The 22,781-nt window shown below is 65.4% G+C and carries 24 protein-coding genes; 13 read left to right on the forward strand and 11 right to left on the reverse strand.

What is annotated here, in order from left to right:
• Positions 1–130: 130 nt before the first annotated feature.
• Both ACCQ12_RS07320 and ACCQ12_RS07325 read left to right on the forward strand, forming a co-directional pair.
• Positions 131–1,696: a POT-type proton-dependent oligopeptide transporter gene (locus tag ACCQ12_RS07320; protein ID WP_372383277.1), complete on the forward strand. Its 1,566-nt coding sequence runs from the start codon at positions 131–133 to the stop codon at positions 1,694–1,696.
• A 7-nt stretch (positions 1,697–1,703) separates the two neighbouring features.
• A complete protein-coding gene (locus tag ACCQ12_RS07325) occupies positions 1,704–2,312 on the forward strand; it encodes a rhomboid family intramembrane serine protease (RefSeq protein WP_039414461.1) in 609 nt (202 codons plus the stop codon).
• A 141-nt stretch (positions 2,313–2,453) separates the two neighbouring features.
• Here ACCQ12_RS07325 and ACCQ12_RS07330 read toward each other — a convergent pair whose 3' ends face one another.
• Entirely contained in the window at positions 2,454–2,660 is a 207-nt protein-coding gene (locus ACCQ12_RS07330) for a hypothetical protein (RefSeq protein WP_104579981.1), read from the reverse strand.
• A gap of 210 nt (positions 2,661–2,870) precedes the next feature.
• Here ACCQ12_RS07330 and ACCQ12_RS07335 point away from each other — a divergent pair, with 210 nt between their 5' ends.
• From ACCQ12_RS07335 to ACCQ12_RS07345, 3 genes are all read left to right on the forward strand, one after another.
• Entirely contained in the window at positions 2,871–3,155 is a 285-nt protein-coding gene (locus ACCQ12_RS07335) for a GNAT family N-acetyltransferase (RefSeq protein WP_166750639.1), read from the forward strand.
• A 40-nt stretch (positions 3,156–3,195) separates the two neighbouring features.
• Entirely contained in the window at positions 3,196–4,041 is an 846-nt protein-coding gene (locus tag ACCQ12_RS07340; protein WP_372383278.1) for a DUF3298 and DUF4163 domain-containing protein, read from the forward strand.
• 66 nt (positions 4,042–4,107) lie between these two features.
• The gene (locus ACCQ12_RS07345; RefSeq protein ID WP_104579979.1) at positions 4,108–4,608 is read left to right on the forward strand and encodes a MarR family winged helix-turn-helix transcriptional regulator; all 501 of its coding nucleotides are present in this window, start codon (positions 4,108–4,110) and stop codon (positions 4,606–4,608) included.
• A gap of 91 nt (positions 4,609–4,699) precedes the next feature.
• Here ACCQ12_RS07345 and ACCQ12_RS07350 read toward each other — a convergent pair whose 3' ends face one another.
• Positions 4,700–6,898, reverse strand: coding sequence for a M3 family metallopeptidase (locus ACCQ12_RS07350; RefSeq protein ID WP_372383279.1), 2,199 nt, complete (start codon positions 6,896–6,898; stop codon positions 4,700–4,702).
• Positions 6,899–7,358: 460 nt separating this feature from the next.
• On the opposite strand from ACCQ12_RS07350, the gene ACCQ12_RS07355 reads away from it, so the two are divergent.
• Positions 7,359–7,847, forward strand: coding sequence for a glutathione peroxidase (locus tag ACCQ12_RS07355; protein WP_104579977.1), 489 nt, complete (start codon positions 7,359–7,361; stop codon positions 7,845–7,847).
• Positions 7,848–7,977: 130 nt separating this feature from the next.
• Here ACCQ12_RS07355 and ACCQ12_RS07360 read toward each other — a convergent pair whose 3' ends face one another.
• Entirely contained in the window at positions 7,978–8,757 is a 780-nt protein-coding gene (locus ACCQ12_RS07360) for a ferredoxin--NADP reductase (protein WP_039414483.1), read from the reverse strand.
• A 216-nt stretch (positions 8,758–8,973) separates the two neighbouring features.
• Positions 8,974–10,851, reverse strand: a complete 1,878-nt coding sequence (locus ACCQ12_RS07365) for an ABC transporter ATP-binding protein (protein WP_372383280.1) — start codon at positions 10,849–10,851, stop codon at positions 8,974–8,976.
• A 281-nt stretch (positions 10,852–11,132) separates the two neighbouring features.
• On the opposite strand from ACCQ12_RS07365, the gene ACCQ12_RS07370 reads away from it, so the two are divergent.
• Positions 11,133–12,650, forward strand: coding sequence for a fumarate hydratase (locus tag ACCQ12_RS07370; RefSeq protein WP_372383281.1), 1,518 nt, complete (start codon positions 11,133–11,135; stop codon positions 12,648–12,650).
• A gap of 316 nt (positions 12,651–12,966) precedes the next feature.
• Here ACCQ12_RS07370 and ACCQ12_RS07375 read toward each other — a convergent pair whose 3' ends face one another.
• Positions 12,967–13,263 (reverse strand): hypothetical protein, encoded by a 297-nt coding sequence (locus ACCQ12_RS07375; RefSeq protein ID WP_372383282.1) that lies wholly within the window; start codon positions 13,261–13,263, stop codon positions 12,967–12,969.
• A gap of 196 nt (positions 13,264–13,459) precedes the next feature.
• Here ACCQ12_RS07375 and ACCQ12_RS07380 point away from each other — a divergent pair, with 196 nt between their 5' ends.
• Both ACCQ12_RS07380 and ACCQ12_RS07385 read left to right on the forward strand, forming a co-directional pair.
• Positions 13,460–14,095, forward strand: coding sequence for a glutathione S-transferase family protein (locus ACCQ12_RS07380; RefSeq protein WP_355587566.1), 636 nt, complete (start codon positions 13,460–13,462; stop codon positions 14,093–14,095).
• 112 nt (positions 14,096–14,207) lie between these two features.
• The gene (locus ACCQ12_RS07385) at positions 14,208–14,921 is read left to right on the forward strand and encodes a carbonic anhydrase (protein WP_372383283.1); all 714 of its coding nucleotides are present in this window, start codon (positions 14,208–14,210) and stop codon (positions 14,919–14,921) included.
• Positions 14,922–15,146: 225 nt separating this feature from the next.
• Here ACCQ12_RS07385 and ACCQ12_RS07390 read toward each other — a convergent pair whose 3' ends face one another.
• Positions 15,147–16,277: a phospholipase A gene (locus tag ACCQ12_RS07390; RefSeq protein WP_372383284.1), complete on the reverse strand. Its 1,131-nt coding sequence runs from the start codon at positions 16,275–16,277 to the stop codon at positions 15,147–15,149.
• A gap of 289 nt (positions 16,278–16,566) precedes the next feature.
• Positions 16,567–17,052 (reverse strand): DUF456 domain-containing protein, encoded by a 486-nt coding sequence (locus ACCQ12_RS07395; RefSeq protein WP_166743268.1) that lies wholly within the window; start codon positions 17,050–17,052, stop codon positions 16,567–16,569.
• Positions 17,053–17,280: 228 nt separating this feature from the next.
• Between ACCQ12_RS07395 and ACCQ12_RS07400 the strand changes: the two genes are divergently transcribed.
• A complete protein-coding gene (locus tag ACCQ12_RS07400; protein WP_003483561.1) occupies positions 17,281–17,496 on the forward strand; it encodes a cold-shock protein in 216 nt (71 codons plus the stop codon).
• A gap of 89 nt (positions 17,497–17,585) precedes the next feature.
• On the opposite strand, the gene ACCQ12_RS07405 is transcribed toward ACCQ12_RS07400, so the two are convergent.
• Positions 17,586–18,068: a glycine zipper 2TM domain-containing protein gene (locus ACCQ12_RS07405; protein WP_047693562.1), complete on the reverse strand. Its 483-nt coding sequence runs from the start codon at positions 18,066–18,068 to the stop codon at positions 17,586–17,588.
• A 120-nt stretch (positions 18,069–18,188) separates the two neighbouring features.
• Positions 18,189–18,617, reverse strand: coding sequence for a hypothetical protein (locus tag ACCQ12_RS07410; protein WP_166743267.1), 429 nt, complete (start codon positions 18,615–18,617; stop codon positions 18,189–18,191).
• 70 nt (positions 18,618–18,687) lie between these two features.
• On the opposite strand from ACCQ12_RS07410, the gene ACCQ12_RS07415 reads away from it, so the two are divergent.
• Complete coding sequence (locus ACCQ12_RS07415) at positions 18,688–19,518, forward strand: tRNA threonylcarbamoyladenosine dehydratase (protein WP_179454606.1); 831 nt, start codon at positions 18,688–18,690, stop codon at positions 19,516–19,518.
• 3 nt (positions 19,519–19,521) lie between these two features.
• Here ACCQ12_RS07415 and ACCQ12_RS07420 read toward each other — a convergent pair whose 3' ends face one another.
• Positions 19,522–20,325: a TatD family hydrolase gene (locus ACCQ12_RS07420; protein WP_184440087.1), complete on the reverse strand. Its 804-nt coding sequence runs from the start codon at positions 20,323–20,325 to the stop codon at positions 19,522–19,524.
• Positions 20,325–20,540 carry a DUF6116 family protein gene (locus tag ACCQ12_RS07425; RefSeq protein ID WP_047693558.1) on the reverse strand — a complete coding sequence of 72 codons (216 nt, stop codon included), beginning with the start codon at positions 20,538–20,540 and terminating at the stop codon, positions 20,325–20,327. Before ACCQ12_RS07425 ends, ACCQ12_RS07420 begins: the two co-directional genes overlap by 1 nt.
• Before the next feature lie 144 nt (positions 20,541–20,684).
• Here ACCQ12_RS07425 and ACCQ12_RS07430 point away from each other — a divergent pair, with 144 nt between their 5' ends.
• On the forward strand, positions 20,685–21,476 hold the full coding sequence (locus tag ACCQ12_RS07430) for a glycine zipper 2TM domain-containing protein (RefSeq protein WP_047693557.1): 792 nt from the start codon (positions 20,685–20,687) through the stop codon (positions 21,474–21,476).
• A gap of 117 nt (positions 21,477–21,593) precedes the next feature.
• A complete protein-coding gene (locus ACCQ12_RS07435) occupies positions 21,594–22,769 on the forward strand; it encodes an acyl-CoA dehydrogenase family protein (protein WP_372383285.1) in 1,176 nt (391 codons plus the stop codon).
• Positions 22,770–22,781 lie beyond the last annotated feature (12 nt).

Raw genomic sequence — 22,781 nt, forward strand, 5'->3', positions numbered from 1 at the left:
TTGATTGCATCGAATGCACCGGTGTCCTGCGCCTCGGCCGTGCGGTGCGCTGCGCGCGGCAGGGCCGCATGGCCGGCGACGTCCTGGCGCCGGTACGATAGCGCCTGTCTACCGCTCGACCGGACCGCCTTTGACCACCTCCACCTTGCCGGGCCCTACCGCCGGTGCGCGCCTGCCGCGCCAGATTCCCTTCATCATCGGCAACGAAGCCTGCGAGCGTTTCAGCTTCTACGGGATGCGCAACATCCTGGTGCAGTTCCTGATCACCTCACTGCTGCTGCAGGAGGTTGGCGCGCCGGGCCGCGAGGCCGAAGCCAAGCACATCCTGCACAGCTTCATGATCGGGGTGTATTTCTTCCCGCTGCTGGGGGGCTGGCTGGCCGATCGCTTCTTCGGCAAATACAACACCATCCTGTGGTTCAGCCTGGTCTACTGCGCCGGGCATGCCTGTCTCGCGGCGTTCGAAGGCAGCCGCAGCGGGTTCTTTGTCGGGCTGGGCTTGATCGCGCTGGGCGCGGGCGGCATCAAGCCGCTGGTGGCCTCGTTCATGGGCGACCAGTTCGACCAGTCCAACAAGCACCTGGCCAAGGTGGTGTTCGACGCTTTTTACTGGATCATCAATTTCGGCTCGCTGTTCGCCTCGCTGCTGATTCCGTTGGCCTTGAAAAATCTGGGTCCGTCCTGGGCGTTCGGCATCCCCGGCATCCTGATGTTCGTGGCCACGCTGGTGTTCTGGCTGGGCCGCAGCCGCTACGTGCGGGTGCCGCTGCCGCCGAAGGATCCGCACGGGTTTGGCGCGGTGGTGCGGACGGCGTTGCTGGCACGCGCGCCGGGGCAGGGGCGGCCCGGCCTGGTGCTGGCCGTCCTCTCTGTGGTGGCTGCACTGGCCTGCCTGGCGCTGGTGGCGCCGCTGGGCATCGTGATCTGCCTGTGCATGGCGCTGGTGCTGCTGCTGGGCGGGATCGGCGGCGGTACCTGGTGGCAGCTGGAGCGTGCACGCGGTACGCATCCGGACGCGGCCGTGGAAGGTGTGCGTGCCTTGCTGCGCGTGCTGGTGATCTTCGCGCTGGTGACGCCGTTCTTTTCCCTGTTCGACCAGAAGGCGTCCACCTGGGTGCTGCAGGGACGGGAGATGACCATGCCGGCCTGGTTCACCGCCTCGCAGATGCAGGCGCTCAACCCGTTGCTGGTAATGCTGCTGATTCCCTTCAACAACCTGGTGCTGTACCCGCTGCTGCGCCGTGGCGGCTGGGAGCCGACGCCGTTGCGTCGCATGACCAGCGGCATTGCTTTCAGTGGCGTGGCGTGGATTGCGGTCGGGGCGATCCAGGTGGTCATGGACGGCGGCGAGCCGATGCACATCGCCTGGCAGATCCTGCCCTATGCCTTGCTCACCTTCGGCGAGGTGCTGGTGTCAGCCACCGGCATCGAGTTCGCCTACAGCCAGGCACCGGCATCGATGAAGGGCGTGGTGATGAGTTTCTGGTATCTCACCACCACCGTCGGCAACCTGTGGGTGCTGCTATCGAACGTGGCGGTGCGCAACGCGACGGTGACCTCGCAGATCGCCGATACTGGGCTGAGCGAAGCGGCATTCCTGATGTTCTTCTTCGCGGCGTTTGCGTTTCTGGCGGCGCTGGCCTTCGGCCTGTACGCGCGCCGTTATCGCATGGTCGACAATTACCGTTCTGCCTGAGGTCTGCATGATTACCCTGATCCTGATCGCCATCACCGGCATCGTCTCGTGGATGGCGTTCAACAACCGCAAGCTGGCCGACCGGCTGATCCTGTGGCCGCCGGCGCTGGACAAGAACCGGCAGTACGACCGGCTGGTGACCTACGGTTTCATTCATGCCGACCTGGGCCACCTGGTCTTCAACATGATCACGCTGTTCTTTTTCGGCCGGGTGATCGAGAACGTGATGACACAGCTGACCGGCAGCGTGTTGACCTATCCGCTGTTCTATCTGGCTGCGTTGGTGGTGTCGATCCTGCCCAGCTATCTGAAGAACCAGCACAACCCCAACTATTTGAGTCTGGGTGCGTCCGGTGCGGTGTCGGCGGTGTTGTTCGCCTTCATCCTGCTGCAGCCGTGGACGATCATCCTGGTGCTGTTCATTCCGGCACCGGCGATCATCTATGCGGTGTTCTATGTGGGCTACAGCCTGTGGATGGACCGCCGCGGCGGCGACCGCATCAACCACAGCGCGCATCTGGCCGGCGCGGCATTCGGGGTGATGTTCATGCTGATCATGGAGCCGCGTGTGTGGCAGGTCTTTCTGGAGCAGCTGTCCAATCCGCGCTTTGGCTGAGTGTCCGCCGGCGGCAGCGAGGCGTCCGCCAGGCAGCGATGGCCACGCACGTTGCAGCGGTGCCAATCGGCGGGTCCTGCAGACTGCGCCAGGGCCGGCACGATGGCGTCGCCAGCCCCGGCAGATGCAGCGACGCCGGCTTCAGGCCGCGTTGCGTTCCTGATCGGTGGTGCTGCCGAGCGCTGCACCCGAGGTCGCGCCATAGGCCTGCTGCAGGCGCTGGTAGACGGTATCGTTGAGTTGGGCGAAATCGGGGTTGTGGGTGTCGCCGGTGATGGCGAACTGGAACAGGCCCTCGAGCAACGAGCTGTCGCTGTCTGCGGTGTGTCCGGCCGAATCGTTGTGCATGCGGTGACTCCTCGTAGGTAAGAGGGAGCTGGCCATGCCGGAGACCGGTTGCAGCGAGCGCCTTCGAGTCAGCTATCGGCGTTGCCTGAGCGAACTTGAGAACAGGTCTGCCAGGCTGCGCGGGCGGTCACAGCGTGGGTTCATTTTCACGCAGGCGCGGCGTCGCGCTGGTCACACTTGGCAAACACTCACTGCCAGGCGCAGACCACGATGGAGGCAGCGACAGTGCACGCCGTACACGAACCGAGTCAGCAGCACTTCGTCGTAGACACCGATGGACAACGTGCCGAGCTGATCTATGACCGCGACGGTGCGCGCATGACCATTACACACACGCTGGTGCCGGACGCGATCGCAGGGCGAGGCATTGCCGCCACGCTGGTCGAGGCCGCTTTGAATTTCGCGCGCGAACACGGGCTGACGGTGGTGCCGGCTTGCAGCTACGCCGCGGCGTATGTCCGCCGGCACCAACAATTTCAGGATCTGCTGGCCTGAGTGCCGGCAGCAGATGGTTCGATCAGGGGAGCAGGTGGGAATGGGGCGGTTGCTTGCAGTGAATGGTGTACGGGGCCTGCTGTTGCTGGCGCTGTTGGCGGGTTGTACCCAGCGCGAACCCGCCACGCCCGAATTCGCCGAACCGGCGGCCGATGCGGCCGCGAGCGCAACGCCCGCGCAGGAGCCTTTGCTGGTGCAGAGCGGCCCGCTGGAAGATGTGATCGAGCAAACGCCTGCCTACATGGTGGGCATCAGCTACCCGCGCGGGCTGGATGCGTACCCGGAACTGACCGCACTGATCCGCAACTATGCAAATGCCGCCCGCGGCGAGTTGATGGAGGCGGTGTCCGGCTTGGGCAACGACAAGCCTGCAGCGCCTTACGAGTTGTCGCTGGCTTTCGAAACGCTCGTGCAAACGGCCGATCTGATCGTCGTTTCCGCCGATGGCAGCCGCTACACCGGCGGCGCACATGGCGACCCCCTGGTGGCCCGCTTCGTGTGGTTGGTCAAGGAGCGCAGGCAATTGACGGCGCAGGCCATGGTTCCCGATCCGGCGGGCTGGGAGAAGATCGGCCGCGACGTCGCCGCGCAGCTGCATGCCGCCGCAACCCAGCGTGTGGAAGCCGATCGTGTACCGGTGGAAGAACAGGCCGAGCAGGTGGCCTCTGCCGATCGCATGATTGCCGAGGGCACTGCCGCGCAGGTGGACAACTTCGCGCAGTTCGTGCCGGTGTTGAATGCCACCGGGCAGATCGCTGCAGTGCGCTTCGTGTTTCCGCCGTATCAGGTCGGCCCCTATTCGGATGGCACACAAACGGCCGAGGTGGCTGCATCCACACTCTTGCCGTGGGTCGCGCCGGAATATGCACATCTTTTCGCTCACTGAGCCGTTGCCCTGCAAGCGATGTGATTGAATGGCCTGGCCATTCAGTAATGTAATCAAACGGGTGATATGAGCAGTTTCGATCAAACCGCGAACCGCGTGGACCACACCTGCGCGCGCTATCCAGCCTTTCCGCGGGAGCCGGCTGTCCTGGTGAGGTTGATCAAGCATCTCTACAAGCGCCTGCACACACAGAGTTGCGTGCGGCTCAAGCCCTATGGGATCAGTCCGCCGGAGTACGAGATCCTGATGATGTTGTACGGCACGCCGGAGCAGGCGATCACGCCGACCGAAGTGGCCGAGGCGGCCAGCGAAAAGCCTGCCAACATCACGCGCCTGACCGACCAGCTGTGCGAGAAGGGATTGATCGCGCGCGGCAGCAGCCCGGACGATCGACGCAAGATCGTGCTGACCCTGCAGCCGGCAGGCCTGGCGCTGATCGAAAGCCTGCTGCCCGACGCATGTACGTTGTTGCATGCAGAAACCGCAGGCATGAGCGAACCCGAACAGGTACGCCTGGAAAAGCTGTTGAAGAAGTTGCTCGATGGAGTGGACGCAGTCGAGCTCTGATCAGGCAGCGTAGCGTTCGCACCCGACATCGCCTGAAACGACAACGCCGCCCGGATCGCTCCGGGCGGCGTCGTTGCCTATGCAGCGGCCATTACGGCTTGGACTGCGGCGCTTCCGGGGTGGCGCCATCGCCGCCTTGCGCGCTCAGGCCACGCTTTTCGAGCAGTGGCTCGATCTGCGGTGCATGGCCGGCAAAGTTCTGGAATAGCTCCATCGCATCCACGCTGCCGCCGCGCGAGAGCAGGGTCTTGCGGAAGCGATCGCCATTGGCGCGGCTCAGCCCGCCGTGCTGCTTGAACCACTGCTGGGTGTTGGCATCGAGCACTTCCGACCAGATGTAGGCGTAATAGCCGGCCGCGTAACCGCCCATGATGTGGCTGAAATACGGGGTCTTGTAGCGCGGCGGCACCGGCGCGTAGGCGATGCCGTCCTGCTGCAGGGCCTTGGCTTCGAACGCCATCACGCCTGCGGCATCGGGCACGTCGCTGGCGCTGACCTGGTGCCAGTTCTGGTCCAGCATTGCCGCACCCAGATACTCGGTGGTGGCAAAGCCCTGGTTGAACTTGGACGCGGCAATCACCTTGTCCAGCAGCGCCTGCGGCATCGGCGAGCCGTTCTGATAATGCTTGGCGTAGTTCTTCAGGATCGACGGCTCGTCGGCCCACATCTCGTTGACCTGCGAGGGGAACTCGACGAAGTCGCGCGGCACGCTGGTGCCGGAGAAATACGGGTATTTGACGTCGGAGAACATGCCGTGCAGCGCATGCCCGAACTCATGGAACATGGTGGTCACCTCGTCCCAGGTCAGCAGGGTCGGCTGGCCGGCCGGCGGCTTGGGAATGTTGAGGTGGTTGGCCACCACCGGCTTGAACCCGGTCAGCTCGGACTGCGACACGTAGGAGTTCATCCAGGCGCCACCACGCTTGGATTCGCGCGCATACATGTCGGCAATGAAGATCGCCAGCTGCTTGCCGTCCGCGTCGAACACATCGTAGACAGTGATGTCGTCGCGGTAGGTCGGCAGATCGGTGCGCTGCTTGAAGGTCAGGCCGTATTCCTGGTTGGCCGCATAGAACACGCCGTTTTCCAGCACGTTCTTCAGCTCGAAATACGGCTTGAGCTGCGACTCGTCGAAGTTGTACTTGGCCTGGCGCACCTTCTCGCTGTAGTAGGCCCAATCCCAGGCTTCCAGTTTGAACGTCGGCTTGCGCGCGGCCTTTTGTTCCTTGTCGATCATCGCCTGCAGATCGGCGGCTTCGCGCTTGGCGTTGGCCACTGCGGCCGGTGCCAGCTTGCCGAGCATCGCGTTGACCGCTTCCGGTGTCTTGGCAGTCTGGTTTTCCAGCGAATAGGCGGCATACGTGGGGAAGCCGAGCAGCTTGGCCTTGTCGGCACGCAGCTTCATGATGCGCGACACCAGCGCGGTGTTGTCGTACTGGCCGCCATGGCTGCCGCGCGACACCGACGCGTCGTAGATCTTCTTGCGCAGCTCGCGGTTCTTCAACTGGGTCAGCGGTGGCTGGCCGGTCGTGTTGAGCAGGGCGATCACATACTTGCCGTCGAGCTTGCGCGCCTTGGCGGCTTCGGCGGCAGCGGCAATCTGCTCATCGGACAGCCCGTCGAGCTGCTTGACGTCATCGACGACCACCGCAGCGGCATTCACCTCGGCCAGCACGTTCTGGCTGAAGGTGGTGCCCAGGTTGGCCAGCTCGGCGTTCATCGCCTTGAGCGTGGTCTTGTCCGCGTCCGACAGCTTGGCGCCATCGCGCACGAAATCGCTGTAGTACTTCTCGACCAGGCGCACGCCTTGCGCGTCCAGGCCCAGCTTGGCGCGTTGGTCGTACAGGCTCTGGATGCGCGCGAACAGCTTGCCGTTGAGCGAAATCGCATCGCGGTGCGCAGCGAACTTCGCCGAATAATCGGCCTGCAACTTCTTGCGTGCGTCGTTGGTGTCGGCACCGACCAGGTTGAAGAACACCGTGGTGGCGCGATCCAGCGTGGCGCCGCTCTTTTCCAGCGCGATGATGGTGTTGTCGAAGCTCGGCTTGGCTTTCTGGTTGGCGATCTTGTCCACTTCCTTCAGTTGCTCGGCCATGCCGGCATCGAAGGCGGGTGCGAAGTCGCTGTCGGTGATCTTGTCGAACTGCGGGTAATGCAGCGGCAGCGTGCTGTCTGCAAAGAAGGGGTTGGCCTGGGTGGCGGCCTGCGTGGTGGCGGGGGCGGCGATGCTGTAGGACGGCATGGCAAGTCCCAGGGAAGCGGCCAGGGCAAAGGCGAGGCGGGTGGTCAAGAGGGTGGCTCCAAAGTGCGAACCGCCGAGGCTACCCCAGCCGGGCAGGACAGGCGTGTGACAAAAGGCATGGCCGGCAGGGCCATTGCGCAATCACGGACGGACGCGGCCGGGTTGAGCCCGCTGGCCAGTCGACGTGATCGCGGGCTCGGCGCCTGGTTGGCGCCGCCGGACCGCGCTCGCCTGGGCGCAGTGCGGGGGCGGCAATCAGCATGCACGCGCCGTAACGCGGTGCGGACCTGTGCTGGTCCGGCGATGACGTGCTGGGAGCTGTGTTCGCTTGCCGGAGTTGTCTGGCGTGACAGCTCGGGCGCCGAGGCGGATCTGCTGAAAGGCCGACACATGTGGACGGCCCCGCCATCGCGGCGCCGTGCTTCGCACTTGCACGCAAGCCCAGCCTGCCATGCTGTACAGCCACAGCTGCGCTACGCTGCCGCTTCCCTGCGCATCCGAGCACGCCATGAGCGACCTTGCCACGTTTGAATTCACCGACCTGGACGGTCGCACCCAATCGATGCGCGACTACGTCGGCAGCGTGGTGCTGGTGGTCAATGTCGCGTCCAAATGTGGGTTTACCCCGCAGTACGCGGGCTTGCAGGCGCTGTGGCAGCGGTATCGCGAACGTGGGTTGGTGGTGATCGGTTTTCCATGCGATCAGTTCGGGCATCAGGAACCTGGCGATGCGGCGCAGATCCGCCAGTTTTGTTCGCTGGATTACGCAGTGGATTTTCCGCTGTCGTCGAAGATCGAGGTCAACGGCAACGGCGCGCATCCGCTGTGGCAATGGCTCAAGCGCGAACAACGCGGCGTGCTCGGTTCCGAGGCGATCAAATGGAATTTCACCAAGTTCCTGATCGGCCGCGACGGCCACGTGCTGGAGCGCTATGCGCCAACCACCAAGCCGGAGGCCCTGGCCGCGGACATCGAGCGTGCGTTAGTTGAATCGTAGGAGCGCACCCGGGCGCGATGAAGCGTTCCCGGCAATGCCTCATCGCGCCCGGGTGCGCTCCTACGACAGTGCATCCCGGCGTCGCGGCTGCGTAAACGCCGCATCGCGCTGACGTCTCACGCGCGCCGCATCACTTCTCGACGAACGCGCGCTCGAACACGTAATGCCCCGGCGTACCGATGCGCGGCGAGGTCTGGAACCCGCGGGCGTCCAGCAGGGTACGCAGATCGGCCAGCATCTGCGGGCTGCCGCAGATCATGAAGCGGTCGTTGGCCGGATCCAGGGTCGGCAGACCCAGGGTCTGCTGCATGCGGCCATCGGCCATCAGCTCGGTCAGACGGCCCTGATTGGCGAAGGTTTCGCGGGTCACCGCCGGGTAGTACAGCAGCTTGTCGCGCAGCAGGTCGCCGAGGAATTCGTGCTGCGGCAGCTCGCGTTCGAAGTAGTCGCGATAGGCCAGATCCTGCACGAAACGCACGCCCTGGGTCAGGATCACCTTGTCGAAACGCTCGTAGGTTTCCGGGTCCTTGATGATCGACAGCCACGGCGCCAGGCCGGTGCCGGTGCCCAGCAGGTACAGGTTGCGGCCAGGATGCAGGTCGCTGATCAGCAGCGTGCCGGTGGGCTTCTTGCCGACCAGCACCTTGTCGCCCGGCTGGATGTGCTGCAGGCGCGAGGTCAACGGGCCGTCCGGCACCTTGATGCTGAAGAACTCCAGATGTTCTTCCCAATTGGCGCTGGCGATCGAATACGCACGCAGCAGCGGGCGCGTCTCGGTCTCCAGCCCGATCATCACGAACTGCCCGTTCTCGAAACGGAAACCGGCATCGCGGGTGGTGGTGAAGCTGAAGTAGGCATCGGTCCAGTGACGGACCTCAAGCACCGTTTCGGCGCCGAAAGCGGAAGACATACCGGTGAGTGTCGTGGGAGGAGTACCCGGCAATTCTACCTCAAGCCAGTCAAATGAGATGAACTCTCATTTGGCTGGGAATGGAGAGTCGGGAATCGGGAATGGGGTGTAGCGCCGAAAGACCTGGGCGTCTCCAGGGTCGGGAGGTTCAGTACCTATCAGCCGCCGCGAAGCCGCTTCTAACGATTCCCCATTCCCGACTCCCGATTCCCCGCCTCACCGATACCCGGCCGCCTGCAGCTCGAACAGCTCCGCATAACGTCCGCCCTGCGCCATCAGCTCGGCATGGGTGCCGGCCGCTTCGATGCGGCCCGCGGCCAGCACCAGGATGCGGTCGGCCATGCGCACGCTGGAAAAGCGGTGCGAGATCAGTACCGCGGTGCGGTTGTCCGAGAGCTCCTTGAAGCGCTGGAACACCTCGAACTCGCTGCGCGCATCCAGTGCGGCGGTCGGTTCGTCCAGGATCATCAGCTGCGCATCGCGCATGTAGGCGCGCGCAATCGCGATCTTCTGCCACTGGCCCCCGGACAGGTCCACGCTGTTCTTGAAACGGCGTCCGATCAGCTGGTCGTATCGGTCGGGCAGGCTGTCGATCAGCTCGCCGGCCATCGCGCGCTGCGCAGCCGCACGGATGCGCAGCGCATCGTCCATTGCCTCGACCTGACCCACGCCGATGTTCTCGCCCACGCTCAGGTGATAGCGCACGAAATCCTGGAAGATGACCCCCAGGTTGGCGCGCACATCGTCCAGGTCGTAGTCGCGCAGGTCCTGGCCATCGAGCAGGATGCGGCCCTCGTCGGGGTCGTACAGCCGCGCCAGCAGCTTGACCAGGGTGGTCTTGCCGGCGCCGTTCTCGCCGACCAGGGCCAGCACTTCGCCGGCACGCAATTCGAAATTCAGATGCCGCACCGTCCACTGCTCGGCGTCCGGATAGCGAAAGCCCACGTCCTCGAACACGAAGCCCTGGCGGATCGGGCGCGGCACCGGCAGCGCGTTCGGGCGCGAGCGGATTTCCGGCACGATGTTGAAGAACGAATACAGATCGTCCAGATACAAGGCCTGGCCGGCGACCTGCGAAAAGCCGATCAACAATCCTTCCAGCAACTGGCGCAGGCGCAGGAAGCTGCCGGCCAGGAAGGTCAGGTCGCCGATGCTGAAGTCGCCGCGCACCGTGCGCCAGGCGATGTAGCCATAGGCCATGTAGTAGCCCAGCGTGCCCAGCGCTGCCAGCAGCGCACCCCACAACGCACGCTTGCGCGCCAGTGCGCGGTTGGCCTGGAAGAACTTGTCGGCCAGCCGACGGTAGCGCGCGATCAGGAAGCGGTGCAGGTTGAGGATCTTGACTTCCTTGGCCGTCTCCACGCTGGCGCCGACCTGGCGCAGGTAATCGAGCTGGCGCCGCTCCGGCGTCCACTGGAAGTTGAGCGAATAGCCCAGCGCATTGAAGTGCGCTTCGCCGATGAAGGCCGGGATCAGTGCCGCCGCCAGCAGCACGATCAACCACGGCGCATACACCACCAGGCCCACCGCCAGGCTGATCACGGTGATGGCGTCCTGCACCTGGCCGAACAGCTGGCTCATCAGGTTCATGCGGTTCATGGTCTGGCGTCGCGCGCGATCCAGCTTGTCCTGCCGGTCGGGGTCTTCGAAATCCTCCAGATCCAGCTGCGCGGCGTGCTCCATCAGGCGCACGCTGGCGGCGTTGTTGAACAATTCCGACAGCAGCGCATCAGCGTAGCCGACCAGCCGGCCGAGCAGGTCCGAGCCGACCGCCAGCGCCAGTTCCAGCGCCAGCAGTTCCAGCAGGCGGTTCAGACGGCCGCTGCCCAAGGCCTGGGCGAACGAGTCGAATGCCGGCGGCTGGCCGACCAGGTGGATCGCCTCGTCGATGATCAACTTGCCGATATACAGCGAGGCCACCGGCATCAACGCGCGCAGCACGCGCAGGCCGATGCTGCTGGCACTCAGCCAGCGGCTGGTCTGCCAGATCTGGCGCAGGAAGGGCGGGAGATTGCGCAGTGCATCCAGGCGTTCGCGCAGGGTAGGGCCGGTACGGGGAGCGGGCGCAGTGGCGCCGGAACGGGAAGCTGACATCGCGCTAGTGTGCCGCGCGCGACGTGGGCGTGGGGTGTTGGGCAATCGGGCAAGGAGGCAGCGCCTGCAGGAGAAACGTGCCCATCGGGTGCCGAGATTGCCGCCAGCCGCTGCCCGGCGACAGTCGGCCCGCCTGCCGACTGCCATCATCCGTGGCCCTGCGGCGTGCTCTGCGCGCCATCCGCTGCATCGGTCAATCGCAGCGATAGACGCCGCGCCCGGACGCGCCTGCGGTTTGCTCTAAAATGCCTGGATTGCCCCCGCCAGCCGTAGAGCCAGCCGTGACCTCGATCAAGCAGGAAGACCTCATCCAGTCCGTCGCCGATGCGCTGCAGTACATCAGCTACTACCACCCGGTCGACTACATCAAGAACCTGTCCGCCGCCTACGAGCGCGAAGAATCGCCGGCCGCCAAGGACGCCATCGCGCAGATCCTGATCAATTCGCGCATGTGCGCCGAAGGCCACCGCCCGATCTGCCAGGACACCGGCATCGTCACCGTGTTCCTGGAAATCGGCATGAACGTGCGCTGGGACGACGCCACCATGGGCGTGGAAGACATGGTCAACGAAGGCGTGCGCCGCGCCTACAACCACCCCGACAACAAGCTGCGCGCCAGCGTGCTGGCCGACCCGGCCGGCAAGCGTACCAATACCCGCGACAACACCCCGGCCGTGGTCAACACCAAGATCGTGCCCGGCCACCATGTCGAGGTGATCGTCGCGGCCAAGGGCGGCGGTTCGGAAGCCAAGAGCAAGTTCGCCATGCTCAACCCGTCCGATTCCATCGTCGATTGGGTGCTCAAGACCGTGCCGACCATGGGCGCCGGCTGGTGCCCGCCGGGCATGCTCGGCATCGGCATCGGCGGCACCGCCGAAAAGGCGATGCTGCTGGCCAAGGAAGCCTTGATGGAGCCGATCGACATCGTCGACCTGCAGGCGCGCGGCGCCTCCAACCGCGCCGAAGAGCTGCGCTTGGAGCTGTACGAAAAGGTCAACGCGCTCGGCATCGGCGCGCAGGGCCTGGGCGGCCTGACCACGGTGCTGGACATCAAGGTCAAGGATTACCCGACCCATGCCGCCAACCTGCCGGTGGCGCTGATCCCCAACTGCGCGGCCACCCGCCACGCGCATTTCACCCTGGACGGCGGCGGCCCGGTGATGCTGGACCCGCCGTCGCTGGAAGACTGGCCCAAGCTCACCTACAACCCGACCAATGCGCGCCGGGTGAACCTGGACACCATCACCCGCGACGAAGTCGCCAGCTTCAAGCCGGGCGAAGTGATCCTGCTCAACGGCAAGCTGCTGACCGGCCGCGACGCCGCGCACAAGCGCATGATCGACATGCTCAACCGCGGCGAATCGCTGCCGGTGGATTTCACCAACCGCTTCATCTACTACGTCGGCCCGGTCGACCCGGTGCGCGACGAAGTGGTGGGCCCGGCCGGCCCGACCACCGCCACCCGCATGGACAAGTTCACCCGCCAGATGCTCGAACAGACCGGGTTGCTGGGCATGGTCGGCAAGTCCGAGCGTGGCGATGCGGCCATCGATGCGATCCGCGACAACAAGGCCGTGTACCTGATGGCGGTCGGTGGTTCGGCGTATCTGGTGTCAAAGGCGATCAAGGCCGCGCGCGTGCTCGCGTTCGAAGACCTCGGCATGGAGGCGATCTACGAGTTCGAAGTCAAGGACATGCCGGTCACCGTCGCGGTGGATTCCAGCGGCGAGTCGGTGCACAAGACCGGCCCGCGGCTATGGCAGTCGCGGATCGGCAAGATTCCGGTCGTGGTCGAGTAAGCACCACCAGGAAGCGGCCATGCGCACCGCATTGCCGCTTCCGTCGGCATGCCCCCGCATGGGGCTGACTGTCGTTGCGAACATGTGTGTGTAACGCTGCGTGCGCATCGATGCGAACGCAGCGGGCATGAAGCGGATTCGCCATCACCGCAGGCGTACCGCCAGGCCGGAAGCGGCTATGCTCGACCTTCGATTGCCGATGTCCAGGGAGAACAGGAATGCTCCGACGTCTGTGCCTGATCATGGCGCTGTGCGCCAGTGTTGACGCAGCCGCGCAGCAAAAGGCCGCGCCCACGGTGCTGTTTCCTTCGGGCAACTACTTGCCGCCGCCCACCGCACCGGCGCCGTTCGCCGAACCCACACCACTCGAACCGAGTGCGACCTCGACACGCTTCAGCGGGCCGACGGCGGGCGAACGCTGCATCACCCAGTGCAACGACAGTGCCAGGCAGTGTCGTGCCAACCGCCCAAGCGAGAGCAGCTGCCGCGCGTCGATAGCGCCATGGGGAAAGCGCTGCGACGACGCGCAAAACCCGGCGCAGCGGGCCAACTGCATGGCGCAGGTCTTCGATTGCAGCCAGCAGAGCGACGACAGCCGCTGCGAACCGCGCAAGCTTGCCTGCCTGCGTGCCTGTACCGACAACAGCGGCCAATGAACATCGCAGGCGGCTGTCGTGTGCGTGTGGACGGCGCGCAGGTGCCGCCTCGAATGGACCAATCGCACCGACGGCGGACGCCGGCAACGCCTATCCGATGATCGCCCCTTTGTTTCGTGACCTCAGCTAACCTCATCTCACCCGGGAATCCGCATGACCACCACGCTCTACCACACCCCCAGCACCGCCGCCCTGGTCGTGCATTGGCTGCTGATCGAACTGGATGTTGCCCACGTGCTGCATCCGCTGGACTTCGAGCGCGGCGAGCATAAACAACCGGCTTACCTGGCACTCAATCCCGCCGGCGTGGTGCCGACCCTGGTGCTGGATGGACAGGTCCTGACCGAGGCGGCAGCGATCGTGCTGCACCTGGCCGACCTCTATCCGCAGGCCGGGCTGGCACCGCCGGTGGGCACCCCGGAGCGTGCGGCCTACTACAAGTGGATGTTCTTCTGCGCCAATACCCTGCAGCCGGCCTACCGCGCCTGGTTCTACCCGCACGAACCGGCCGGCGCCGCCCACACCGACAGCGCGCAGGCACAGGCGCGCGAGAAGGTGGAAACCGCCTGGGCCCAGGTCGATGCGCATCTGCAGGCGGGCGGGCCCTACCTGCTCGGGAACACGCTGTCGGCTGCCGATTTCATGCTGACCATGATGATGCGCTGGTCGCGCAACATGCCGCGGCCGAGCGACACCTGGCCGGCCCTCAAAGCGCATGCGCAGCGTATGAAAGCGCGCCCCGCGTTTCAGGAAACCTATCGGCGCGAGGGCCTGGCGGACTGGACCTGAACCGGCGGCACGCGGCTGCGAACTCCTGTGCGCATAACCCCGGCCGGAGCGGTTTTGTCACGCTTGCCACATAGTACGATCGCGACACCAACCAGAGAGCAGGGGCTCGTCCATGTCGCATTCCGCATCCCGTCGAAAATTGCTGCAGGGCGCCTGTTGCGCACCGATCGCCGCCGCTGCCGGCTCGCTCCCGTTCGCGGTGCGCGCGGCGCCATCGAAAAAGACCGACCTGACCGCCGAGCAGGCACTGCGGGTCCTGCGCGACGGCAATGCCGCCTTCGTCGAGAACCGCCCCAAGAAGGTGATCTCCGACAGCAAGCGCCGGCTGGAGCTGGCCTTGGGCCAGACCCCGTTCGTGATCCTGGTGTCGTGCTCGGACTCGCGGGTTCCGCCGGAGCTGCTGTTCGGCCGTGGGCTCGGTGAAATGTTCATCGTCCGCAACGCCGGTAACACCGTGGACACCACCGCGCTGGGCTCGATCGAATACGCAGTGAGCCAGTTGGGCGTACCGCTGGTGGTGGTGATGGGGCACGAGAGCTGCGGCGCCGTGGCAGCAGCGGTATCGGTAGTGGAGCAGAACGCATTCTTCCCGGGTGCCATCGGCGCCATGATCGAGCCCATCGTCCCGGCGGTGCTGACCGCCAAGAGCAAGGGTGGCGATGATCTGCTGGGCGCGTCGGTGAAGGCCAACGTCAAGCGCACCGTCGATCGCCTGCGCGCTGCCTCCGAACCTGCGTTGCTCGAACCCCTGCGCGCCGGTGCGTGCAAGGTCGTGGGTGCCTATTACACGCTGAAAGACGGCAAGGTGGATTTCTTCGACGTCTGAGCCGCCGGCTTGCGGCCGTCGGCACGCGATGCAGGCTGCACGGCTGTGCCGCCTGCATCGTGTAAGCCGCTGTCATTGGCAATGCATGACTGCGCCATGCAGACGCAAAAAAGCCGGCAGCAATGCCGGCCTTTTGCGTTGCGCTTTGCGCCTGCGACAGGCTGCAGCCGCGCGGCCCTGCATTCCAATCGCGTGCGGTGCGCCGGCCGGGCGCACCGCAAGGCCTCAGAACCACTCCAGCAACGACACGCCCAGGCCGATGTAGGTGGCCTTGTGGTTGTAGTCGATCAGGCTTTCGCCGTAGCCGTCGAACACCTGCACATGGCCACGCAGCAGGTTGGTGATCGGAAAGCCGTAATCCAGCTGCACCGAACCGTGCGAACGATCGCCGCCGCGCAGCGAATGGCGTGCGATCACGGCGAACTCGTGGCCGTCCTTGTTGTAGACCAGGGTGGCATCGCCACGGCCCATGTAATCCTCGATGTCGGGATTATTGTCGTCGGCGCGGTCTTCCTTGATGCGGAACCACGGGCGCAGGCTGAGTGCCCAGTTCTCGCGATCCAGCCCGAAATTGAGGATCACCCGGTTCCAGGAGCGCGACAGCGGATCGGCGCGCCCGTTGGACATGTGATTGAGGCTGATGCCGCTCATGCGGCCTTTCCAGCCGAAGATGCTGTAGTTGTTGCGAAACACCAGCATCGCTTCGGGTTCGTAATTGGTTTCGCGGAACGGGCGCGAGGCATCGGAGTTGTAGGCCTGCCAGCGCGAGCTCTGGGTGTACCCCATCCAGATATCCCCATTGTCGCCAAACAGGTCTTCGGCCACCTTGGTCTTGAAGCTGAGCTGGAACTTCAGCTCGGCGCTGTCCAGCTGTTGCGGGGTATTGACCGAGTTGGCCGGGTTGGGCGACTGCGGGGTGCGGTTGCTGTCGCTGGTCCAGAACGCCGGCAGCAGATAGACCGGCTTGTAGCCGCGCAACTGAAACGTGCCCAGCTTGGAATCCTTGGCCAACTCCCAGCGGCGGTCCAGCAACGAGCCACGCCCGGCATTGGCAACGGCTTCTTCCTTCGACGGGTCCTGGCCGTCGGCACGGAAGAAATCGCCCACCCGGCTGAGCTTGCGGGCGTCATCCGGCTTGTCGGCCTGCTTGGCCAGTTGCGCTGCGGCATCTGCCTCCTGCACGGCTTGCGGGGTATGGCCCAGGGCCTGGTCGTAGCAGGCCAGGCGCGCCGCGTCCGAGGTCACCGAGGTGCAGGCCTGCGGCGAAGCCGGTTGCGGGGCGATTTCCTGCGCCTGCGCCAGCGGCGCAGCGGCCAGGGCAATCAGCATCAAGGGGCGGGTGCGGTGCTTGGACATGGTCAGTCTGGCCGAGGTGTTGCGCCAGGCAGGCGCAGAGATGCGTAGCTTAATGGTCGCGTCTGCATACGCGATGTGTACACGGCCATAACATTCGTCGGTGCGATGTGGGCATTGAACGCGGTGTTGCGTCGCTTGCCACGATGCGTGGGCACGCCGCCACGATCGGACGGACGCCGGCAGTGGGCAGCGCGGCTGCCAGCACGGCGCTTGCCAGGCAGGTCATCGCCGCAGCCGGTCAGGCGTGGCGAGTGCGCGTTTGCCGAACCGCTGCAGCGATCGACACGCGCTAGAAGAACCAGGCGATCGCAAACACGCCGAGCATGCACAGCCCCAGTGCCAGCTTGGTCGCCGCGCCGAGCATGATGCCCAGCCAGGTCCCGATGCCGACCTTGGTGGCCTGGCCGCTCTTGCGGGTCTGGTAGTACTCGCCAAGCCAGGCCCCGGCAAACGGCCCGACGAACAACCCGATCGGCATGAAGAAGATGCCGGCGATGGCGCCGATCACCGAGCCCCACAGCGCCGTCTTGCTGGCGCCCACGCGCTGGGCACCGTAGGCGGTCGCCAGGAAATCGATCAGGAAGGAGCCGGCAGTGATCAAACCCAGGATCACCAGCGCAATCCACCCCACATGGGTGAAGCCATCGGCCCAGGCGGCGACCAGCAGCCCGGCAAATACCAGCGGCAGGCCGGGCAGGGCGGGCAGGATCACCCCGGCCAGGCCGATCAGCACGAGCGCTCCGGCCAACACGTAATAGACGACGGTGGTGTCCATGATGGTTTAGAAATGTCCTATTTCAGGCTTGACAAAAATGCGCAAGGGGTGCTTGAAAATTCGTTTTGCGCGGGTTAAGTTGCAGCCGCTGCTGTTTGCAAAGGTCACCGTGAATCGTGGCCTGATGCGGTAGATCGTTCGATCCGCTACATCCATGTACCTCGCTTCCTCCTTGCAATCACAGCCACCACCGCCAGTCCATCACAGTGTCGTAGGGAGTCAGTCGAGATGTCCAACATCGAACGCGAGAATGGTGTCGTGAAGTGGTTCAACGATGCCAAGGGCTTTGGATTCATCAGCCGCGAAAATGGCGAGGATGTGTTCGTCCATTTCCGCGCGATCCAGATCCAGGGCTTCAAGAGTCTCAAGGAGGGGCAGAAGGTCAGCTTCACCGTCGTGCAGGGCCAGAAAGGTCTGCAGGCCGACGCGGTGCAGGTGGTCTGAGCGCCGCAGCGTGCCAGCACGTGGCACAGACAGCAGAAAGGCCCGTCACCGGGCCTTTCTGCTGTCTGCGGCCCGGAGACCTGCGCCGGTCAGCGCAGCACCACGCGGCCGTTGACCACGCGCACGTAGGCGTTTTCGCGGACACCCGCCAGATCGCGCTGGTTCACCACGATGACCCGGCCATCGTCCATGCGCACCTGCACGTCGAAGCTGTCGCTGGTGACGTTGTTCTGGATGGCGTTGCCGGCAAGCGCGCCGGCGGCGGCACCGGCTACGGCTGAAACGTTCTTGTTGCCCTTGCTGCCGCCGGTTTCCTTGGAAATCTGGCGGCCGGCGACGGCGCCGACGATGCCGCCAAGCACGGCACCGGTGCCGGTCGGCGCGGTGCGGGTCGGGCCCACCTCGTCGATACGGGTGACGATGCCGCAATCCACGCAGCGCGGCGCCGGCTGCGAATAGCCCTGGTCGTAACCGCGGTCGCCGCGATAGCTGCCGTACTGGGGCTGGGAGGTGGCGCAGCCAACCAGGGTTGCGGTTGCAGCCAGGCCGATAACGAGCAGTCGGGTCTTCATGAGGTGTCTCCGGATGGTTCTGAAGGCGGTCGGGGCCGCGGCGATGTCATCCTGGGATGGTCCAGGTGAACAGTCTGCCAACTGCATCACTCCAGGCTTAACGAAACCCGAGCGCCCTATTCATCGAAAGTCACGGTGACAGGCCTCGCAGGCGTCGGCGATGTGCGTTCCCGATTCGGCAACTGCCGCGCAGTCGGTGGCCGGCGCGGGTTGCGCGCGGTCCAGCGTCGCGCGCAGCGCGTCGGCATGTTCGACGAAGCGGCGGTCCTCGCCGAGGTTCGCGAATGCGGGCTCCAGTTCGTCGGCAAGCAGGCGTAGCGAGCGCAACCGCGCGCGTTGCTGCGCCAGGGTGCAGGTTGCAGTGGGTGGCGCTTGCAGGGCGCGCAATTGGTAGGCCATGACCTGCATCAGGCTGTCCGGGACCGGGTCGCGCCTGGCCTGCAGCACACGCGCCACCATCACCGTGGCCACCAGTCCGATCAATCCCCCCAGGACCAGCATGAAGCCGTAACGCGCCGTGCGCGATTGATTGGCAGGGGAGTCGGTCATGACGCGTGCTCCGGCAGCGAGGTCTGGCGTTGGGCGGACGCGCGGTGGATGGCGCGCGTAAAATAGGGCGATGAAAGCACAATGGCGTGAACGCTTTGCCGGTATCGACCGGCTATACGGGGTCGGCACGGTAGAGCGCCTGGCCGCCTGTCGCGTGGCGGTGGTAGGAATGGGCGGGGTGGGCTCGTGGGTGGTGGAAGCGCTGGCGCGTACCGGCGTCGGCCACATCCGCCTGATCGATGCCGACGACCTGTGCGTGTCCAACACCAACCGGCAATTGCCGGCGCTGGCCGGGCAGTACGGGCGCAACAAGGCGCGCGCGATGGCCGAGCGTTGCATGGCGATCAACCCGGAGATCGAGGCCGATGCGGTGGAGGCGTTTCTCACTGCCGGCAATATCGAAACGCTGCTGGGCGAGGGGTTCGATCTGGTGATCGATGCCTGCGACAGTTTCCGGGTCAAGGTGGAAACCATCGCCTGGTGCCGCCGACGCAAGCTGCCGTTGCTGACCGTCGGCGCCGCCGGCGGGCGTACCGATCCCACCCTGGTGCGCGTGCGCGATGTCTCGCGGACCGAACACGATGCGATGCTGGCGCTGATCCGCAAGAAGCTGCGCAGCGAGTTCAATTTCCCCAAGAATGCGCAGCGCTACTTCGGCGTGCCGGCGGTGTACTCGCTGGAAAACGTCAAGTACCCGCAAGCCGACGGCAGCGTATGCGGGATTCGCCCCCAGCTCGATGCCGACGCCACCCTCAAGCTGGACTGCGGCGCCGGGCTGGGCGCGGCTACCCACATCACCGGCACGTTCGCATTCGTGGCGGTGGGCAAGGCGTTGGAGATGTTGCTCAAGCCCAGGACCACCACGTCCACGCCGGTGGCCGAGGCTGCGGCGGCGCCGTGAGCATCACCCGCGCTGCGGCAGTGCGCTGCGCGGACCAGGCCAGGCCGGCAAACCGAACAGGCGGCACGCGTTGGCCGTGGTCTGCTCGGCAATGACGGCGGCCTCTTCGCCCCGCAGCTGCGCGATGCAGTCCAGCACCGTGCGCAGCAATGCCGGCTCGTTGCGCTGGCCGCGGATGCTGGCGTCGGGCTGATCCGGTGCGTCGGTTTCCAGCAGCAGCTGTTGCAGCGGCATGCGTGCGGCAAGGCCGCGCAGGCGATTGGCGCGCGGGTAGGTGACCGGGCCGCCCAGGCCGATCAGGAAATCCAGCTTCCATAACTGCTGCGCCTGCTCGGGGCTGCCGGCAAAGCTATGCACCACGCCACGTAGGCCACCGACTGCCTTGATGCGGGCGATGACTTCTTCGGTGGCCCGGCGTGCATGCACGATCACCGGCAGGTCGAAGCGCTTGGCCAGGCGCAATTGCCCATCGAAATAGTCGCGTTGCGTGCCTGCGTCCAGGCCGTCCAGATAGAAATCCAGACCGCACTCACCGATGGCGCAGGGGCGCTCGCGCGTGATCCACTCGGCCAGCAGCTCCAGGTGGTCGGGCTGGTGCTGGTCGAGAAAGATCGGGTGCAGGCCGTAGGCCGGATGCAGTCCCGGCGCCTGGGAACAGACCTCGCGCAGGCCCGGCCAGCTGGCGGCAGTGATCGCCGGCACCACCTGCTGCAGGATGCCGGCCGCGCGTGCACGCGCAATCACCTCGGCGCGGTCGTGATCGAATTCGCTCGCGTCCAGATGGCAGTGGCTGTCGATCAACTGCATCAGTCGCGGCGCACCGATGCCGGCAGCGGCGCCTTCCGGGTTTTCCAGTTCGCCAGCAGCAGCGTGGTGAGCCCGAACAGCAGTTCGTCCACAAATGGCACGACATCCGGCACCAGCACATCCACCACGAACAGCGTGGCTGCCAGCTTGAACAACGTGGGATAGCGCAGTTTGGCCGCCCATTCCAGGGCGCGTGCGGTGAGAGGATTTCGCATGCGAGAGCTCCGCCTGTTAGAAGTGCATGAAGTAACCGCTAGCTGAACTTAACCGAACCGTTCATGAGCGAGGGCGTTTTCGTTCAGGGTTCACATGCTGGAATCACGCCGTCAACAACGCGGTGCGTCCGCAGGGAGCTGGTTATGAAGAGCAATACGACAACTATACTGGTCGCTGCTGGTGCCTTGCTGGTTGGAGGCGTGGCTACGGCCGCCTTCATGAATAATCGTCCGTCCTCCGGCGACTTTGTGGCGAATGGCCAGCCGGCGCCGCGCGGGCTGGAATACGCCGACGTGGTTCGGGTCGCCCCGATCACCCAGCGCGAGCCGCAGTACGCCCAGGTCATCAACAGCAACGCCATCCGCGAAACCACCACCAGCTCTTCGCCGCGCGAAGTGTGCCGCGACGTCGTGGTGCAGGAGCGCCTGCCCGAGCGCGATGGCAACGTCGGCGGCACCGTGGCCGGCGCGGTCATCGGTGGCCTGATCGGTAACCAGGTCGGTGGCGGCAACGGCCGCAAGCTGGCCACGGCCGCAGGTGCGGTGGGCGGCGGCTTCATCGGCAACCGCGTGGACCGTAACCATGTCGGCGGCCGCGTAGTGGATCGTACCGAGCGCCAGTGCCACACCGAAAATGCCAACTCCTCGTCGTCGCGCGTGGTGGGCTATGACGTGACCTACCGCAATGCCGATGGCACCACCGGCACCATGCGGATGGACAACAAGCCGGGCGAGCGCATTTCGCTGGGCGATGCCGACAACGTGGTGGCCTACGACGTGACGTATCGCTACGACGGGTTCGAAAAGACTGTGCGCATGAACGACAAGCCGGCGAGCGATCGCCTCGCGGTAGTCGATGGTCAGTTGGTGACCCAGACCGCCTCGACCGCGGGAGATGCGGGCATCCGTCAGGACGGCATGAGCAGCCGCCAGTGATGGGCTGAGCCTACTGCGTCAACAAGAGCCGGCATCGCCGGCTCTTTTTTTGCCCGCGCCCCTGCGCAAGGAGGCCGCGCGCCCGGCAACTGACGGATACTTGCCCTAACTCCCTGCTTGGAAGCGGCGATGCCGGTGCGTGCCGATGATCTGTTCGATGTGCGTGCGCTGCTCACCGACGACGAGCGGGCAGTGCAGGATGCGGTGGCGCGCTTCACCGACAGCCGCGTGCTGCCGGCCATCGGCGATGCCTTCGACGCCGCGCGGTTTCCACGCGAGTGGGTGCCGGAATTGGCGGGCCTGGGCGTGCTGGGCGCCAGCCTGCCGGTGGAACATGGCGGTGCGGGCCTGGGCGCGGTGGCGTATGGGATGATCTGCCAGGAACTGGAGCGTGGCGACAGCGGGGTGCGCAGTTTTGTCAGCGTGCAGTCCTCGCTGTGCATGTATCCGATCCATGCCTATGGCAGCGAGGCGCAACGCCGGCGCTGGCTGCCGGAGATGGCCGCCGGCCGGGTGATCGGCTGCTTCGGGCTGAGCGAGGCGCAAGGTGGTTCGGACCCGGCCGCCATGACCACGCGCGCGGTGCGCGAGGGCGACGGCTGGCGCTTGAACGGTGCCAAGCTGTGGATCACCAACGGCAGCATTGCCGGCCTGGCCGTCATCTGGGCGCAGACCGATGATGGTGTGTGCGGGTTTCTGGTGGAGACCGACAGCCCCGGTTTCGGCGCGCAAGACATCTCGCACAAGATGAGCCTGCGTGCGTCGGTCACGTCGGCGTTGTTTCTGGACAACGTATTCGTGCCAGAACCCATGCGGCTACCGAACGCGGCCGGCCTCAAGGCGCCGCTGGGCTGCCTCAACCAGGCCCGCTACGGCATCGCCTGGGGCGCGATCGGCGCGGCGGTGGCCTGCCTGCGCGAGGCGCTGGCCTATAGCGGCGAGCGCATCCTGTTCGGCCGGCCCCTGGCGGCCACCCAGAGCGCGCAGATCAAGCTGGCCGACATGGCGCGGCGCATTGCCACCGCCCAGTTGCTGGCGTTGCAGTTGGGGCGGCTGAAGGACGCCGGCACCGTGCGACCGGAGCAGATCTCGCTGGCAAAGTGGAATAATTGCCGCATGGCGCTGGACGTAGCGCGCGAATGCCGCGAGCTGCTGGGCGCGGCCGGCATCACCACCGAGCATGCGGCGATCCGGCATGCGCTGAACCTGGAATCGGTGATCACCTACGAGGGCACCGAAACCGTGCATCAGCTGGTGGTGGGGCGTGCGTTGACGGGGTTCAATGCGTTTTGACGAGGAGCGGGT

Origin of the sequence: Xanthomonas sp. NCPPB 1068, from assembly GCF_041479385.2 — a bacterium.
GTDB lineage: Bacteria > Pseudomonadota > Gammaproteobacteria > Xanthomonadales > Xanthomonadaceae > Xanthomonas > Xanthomonas cannabis.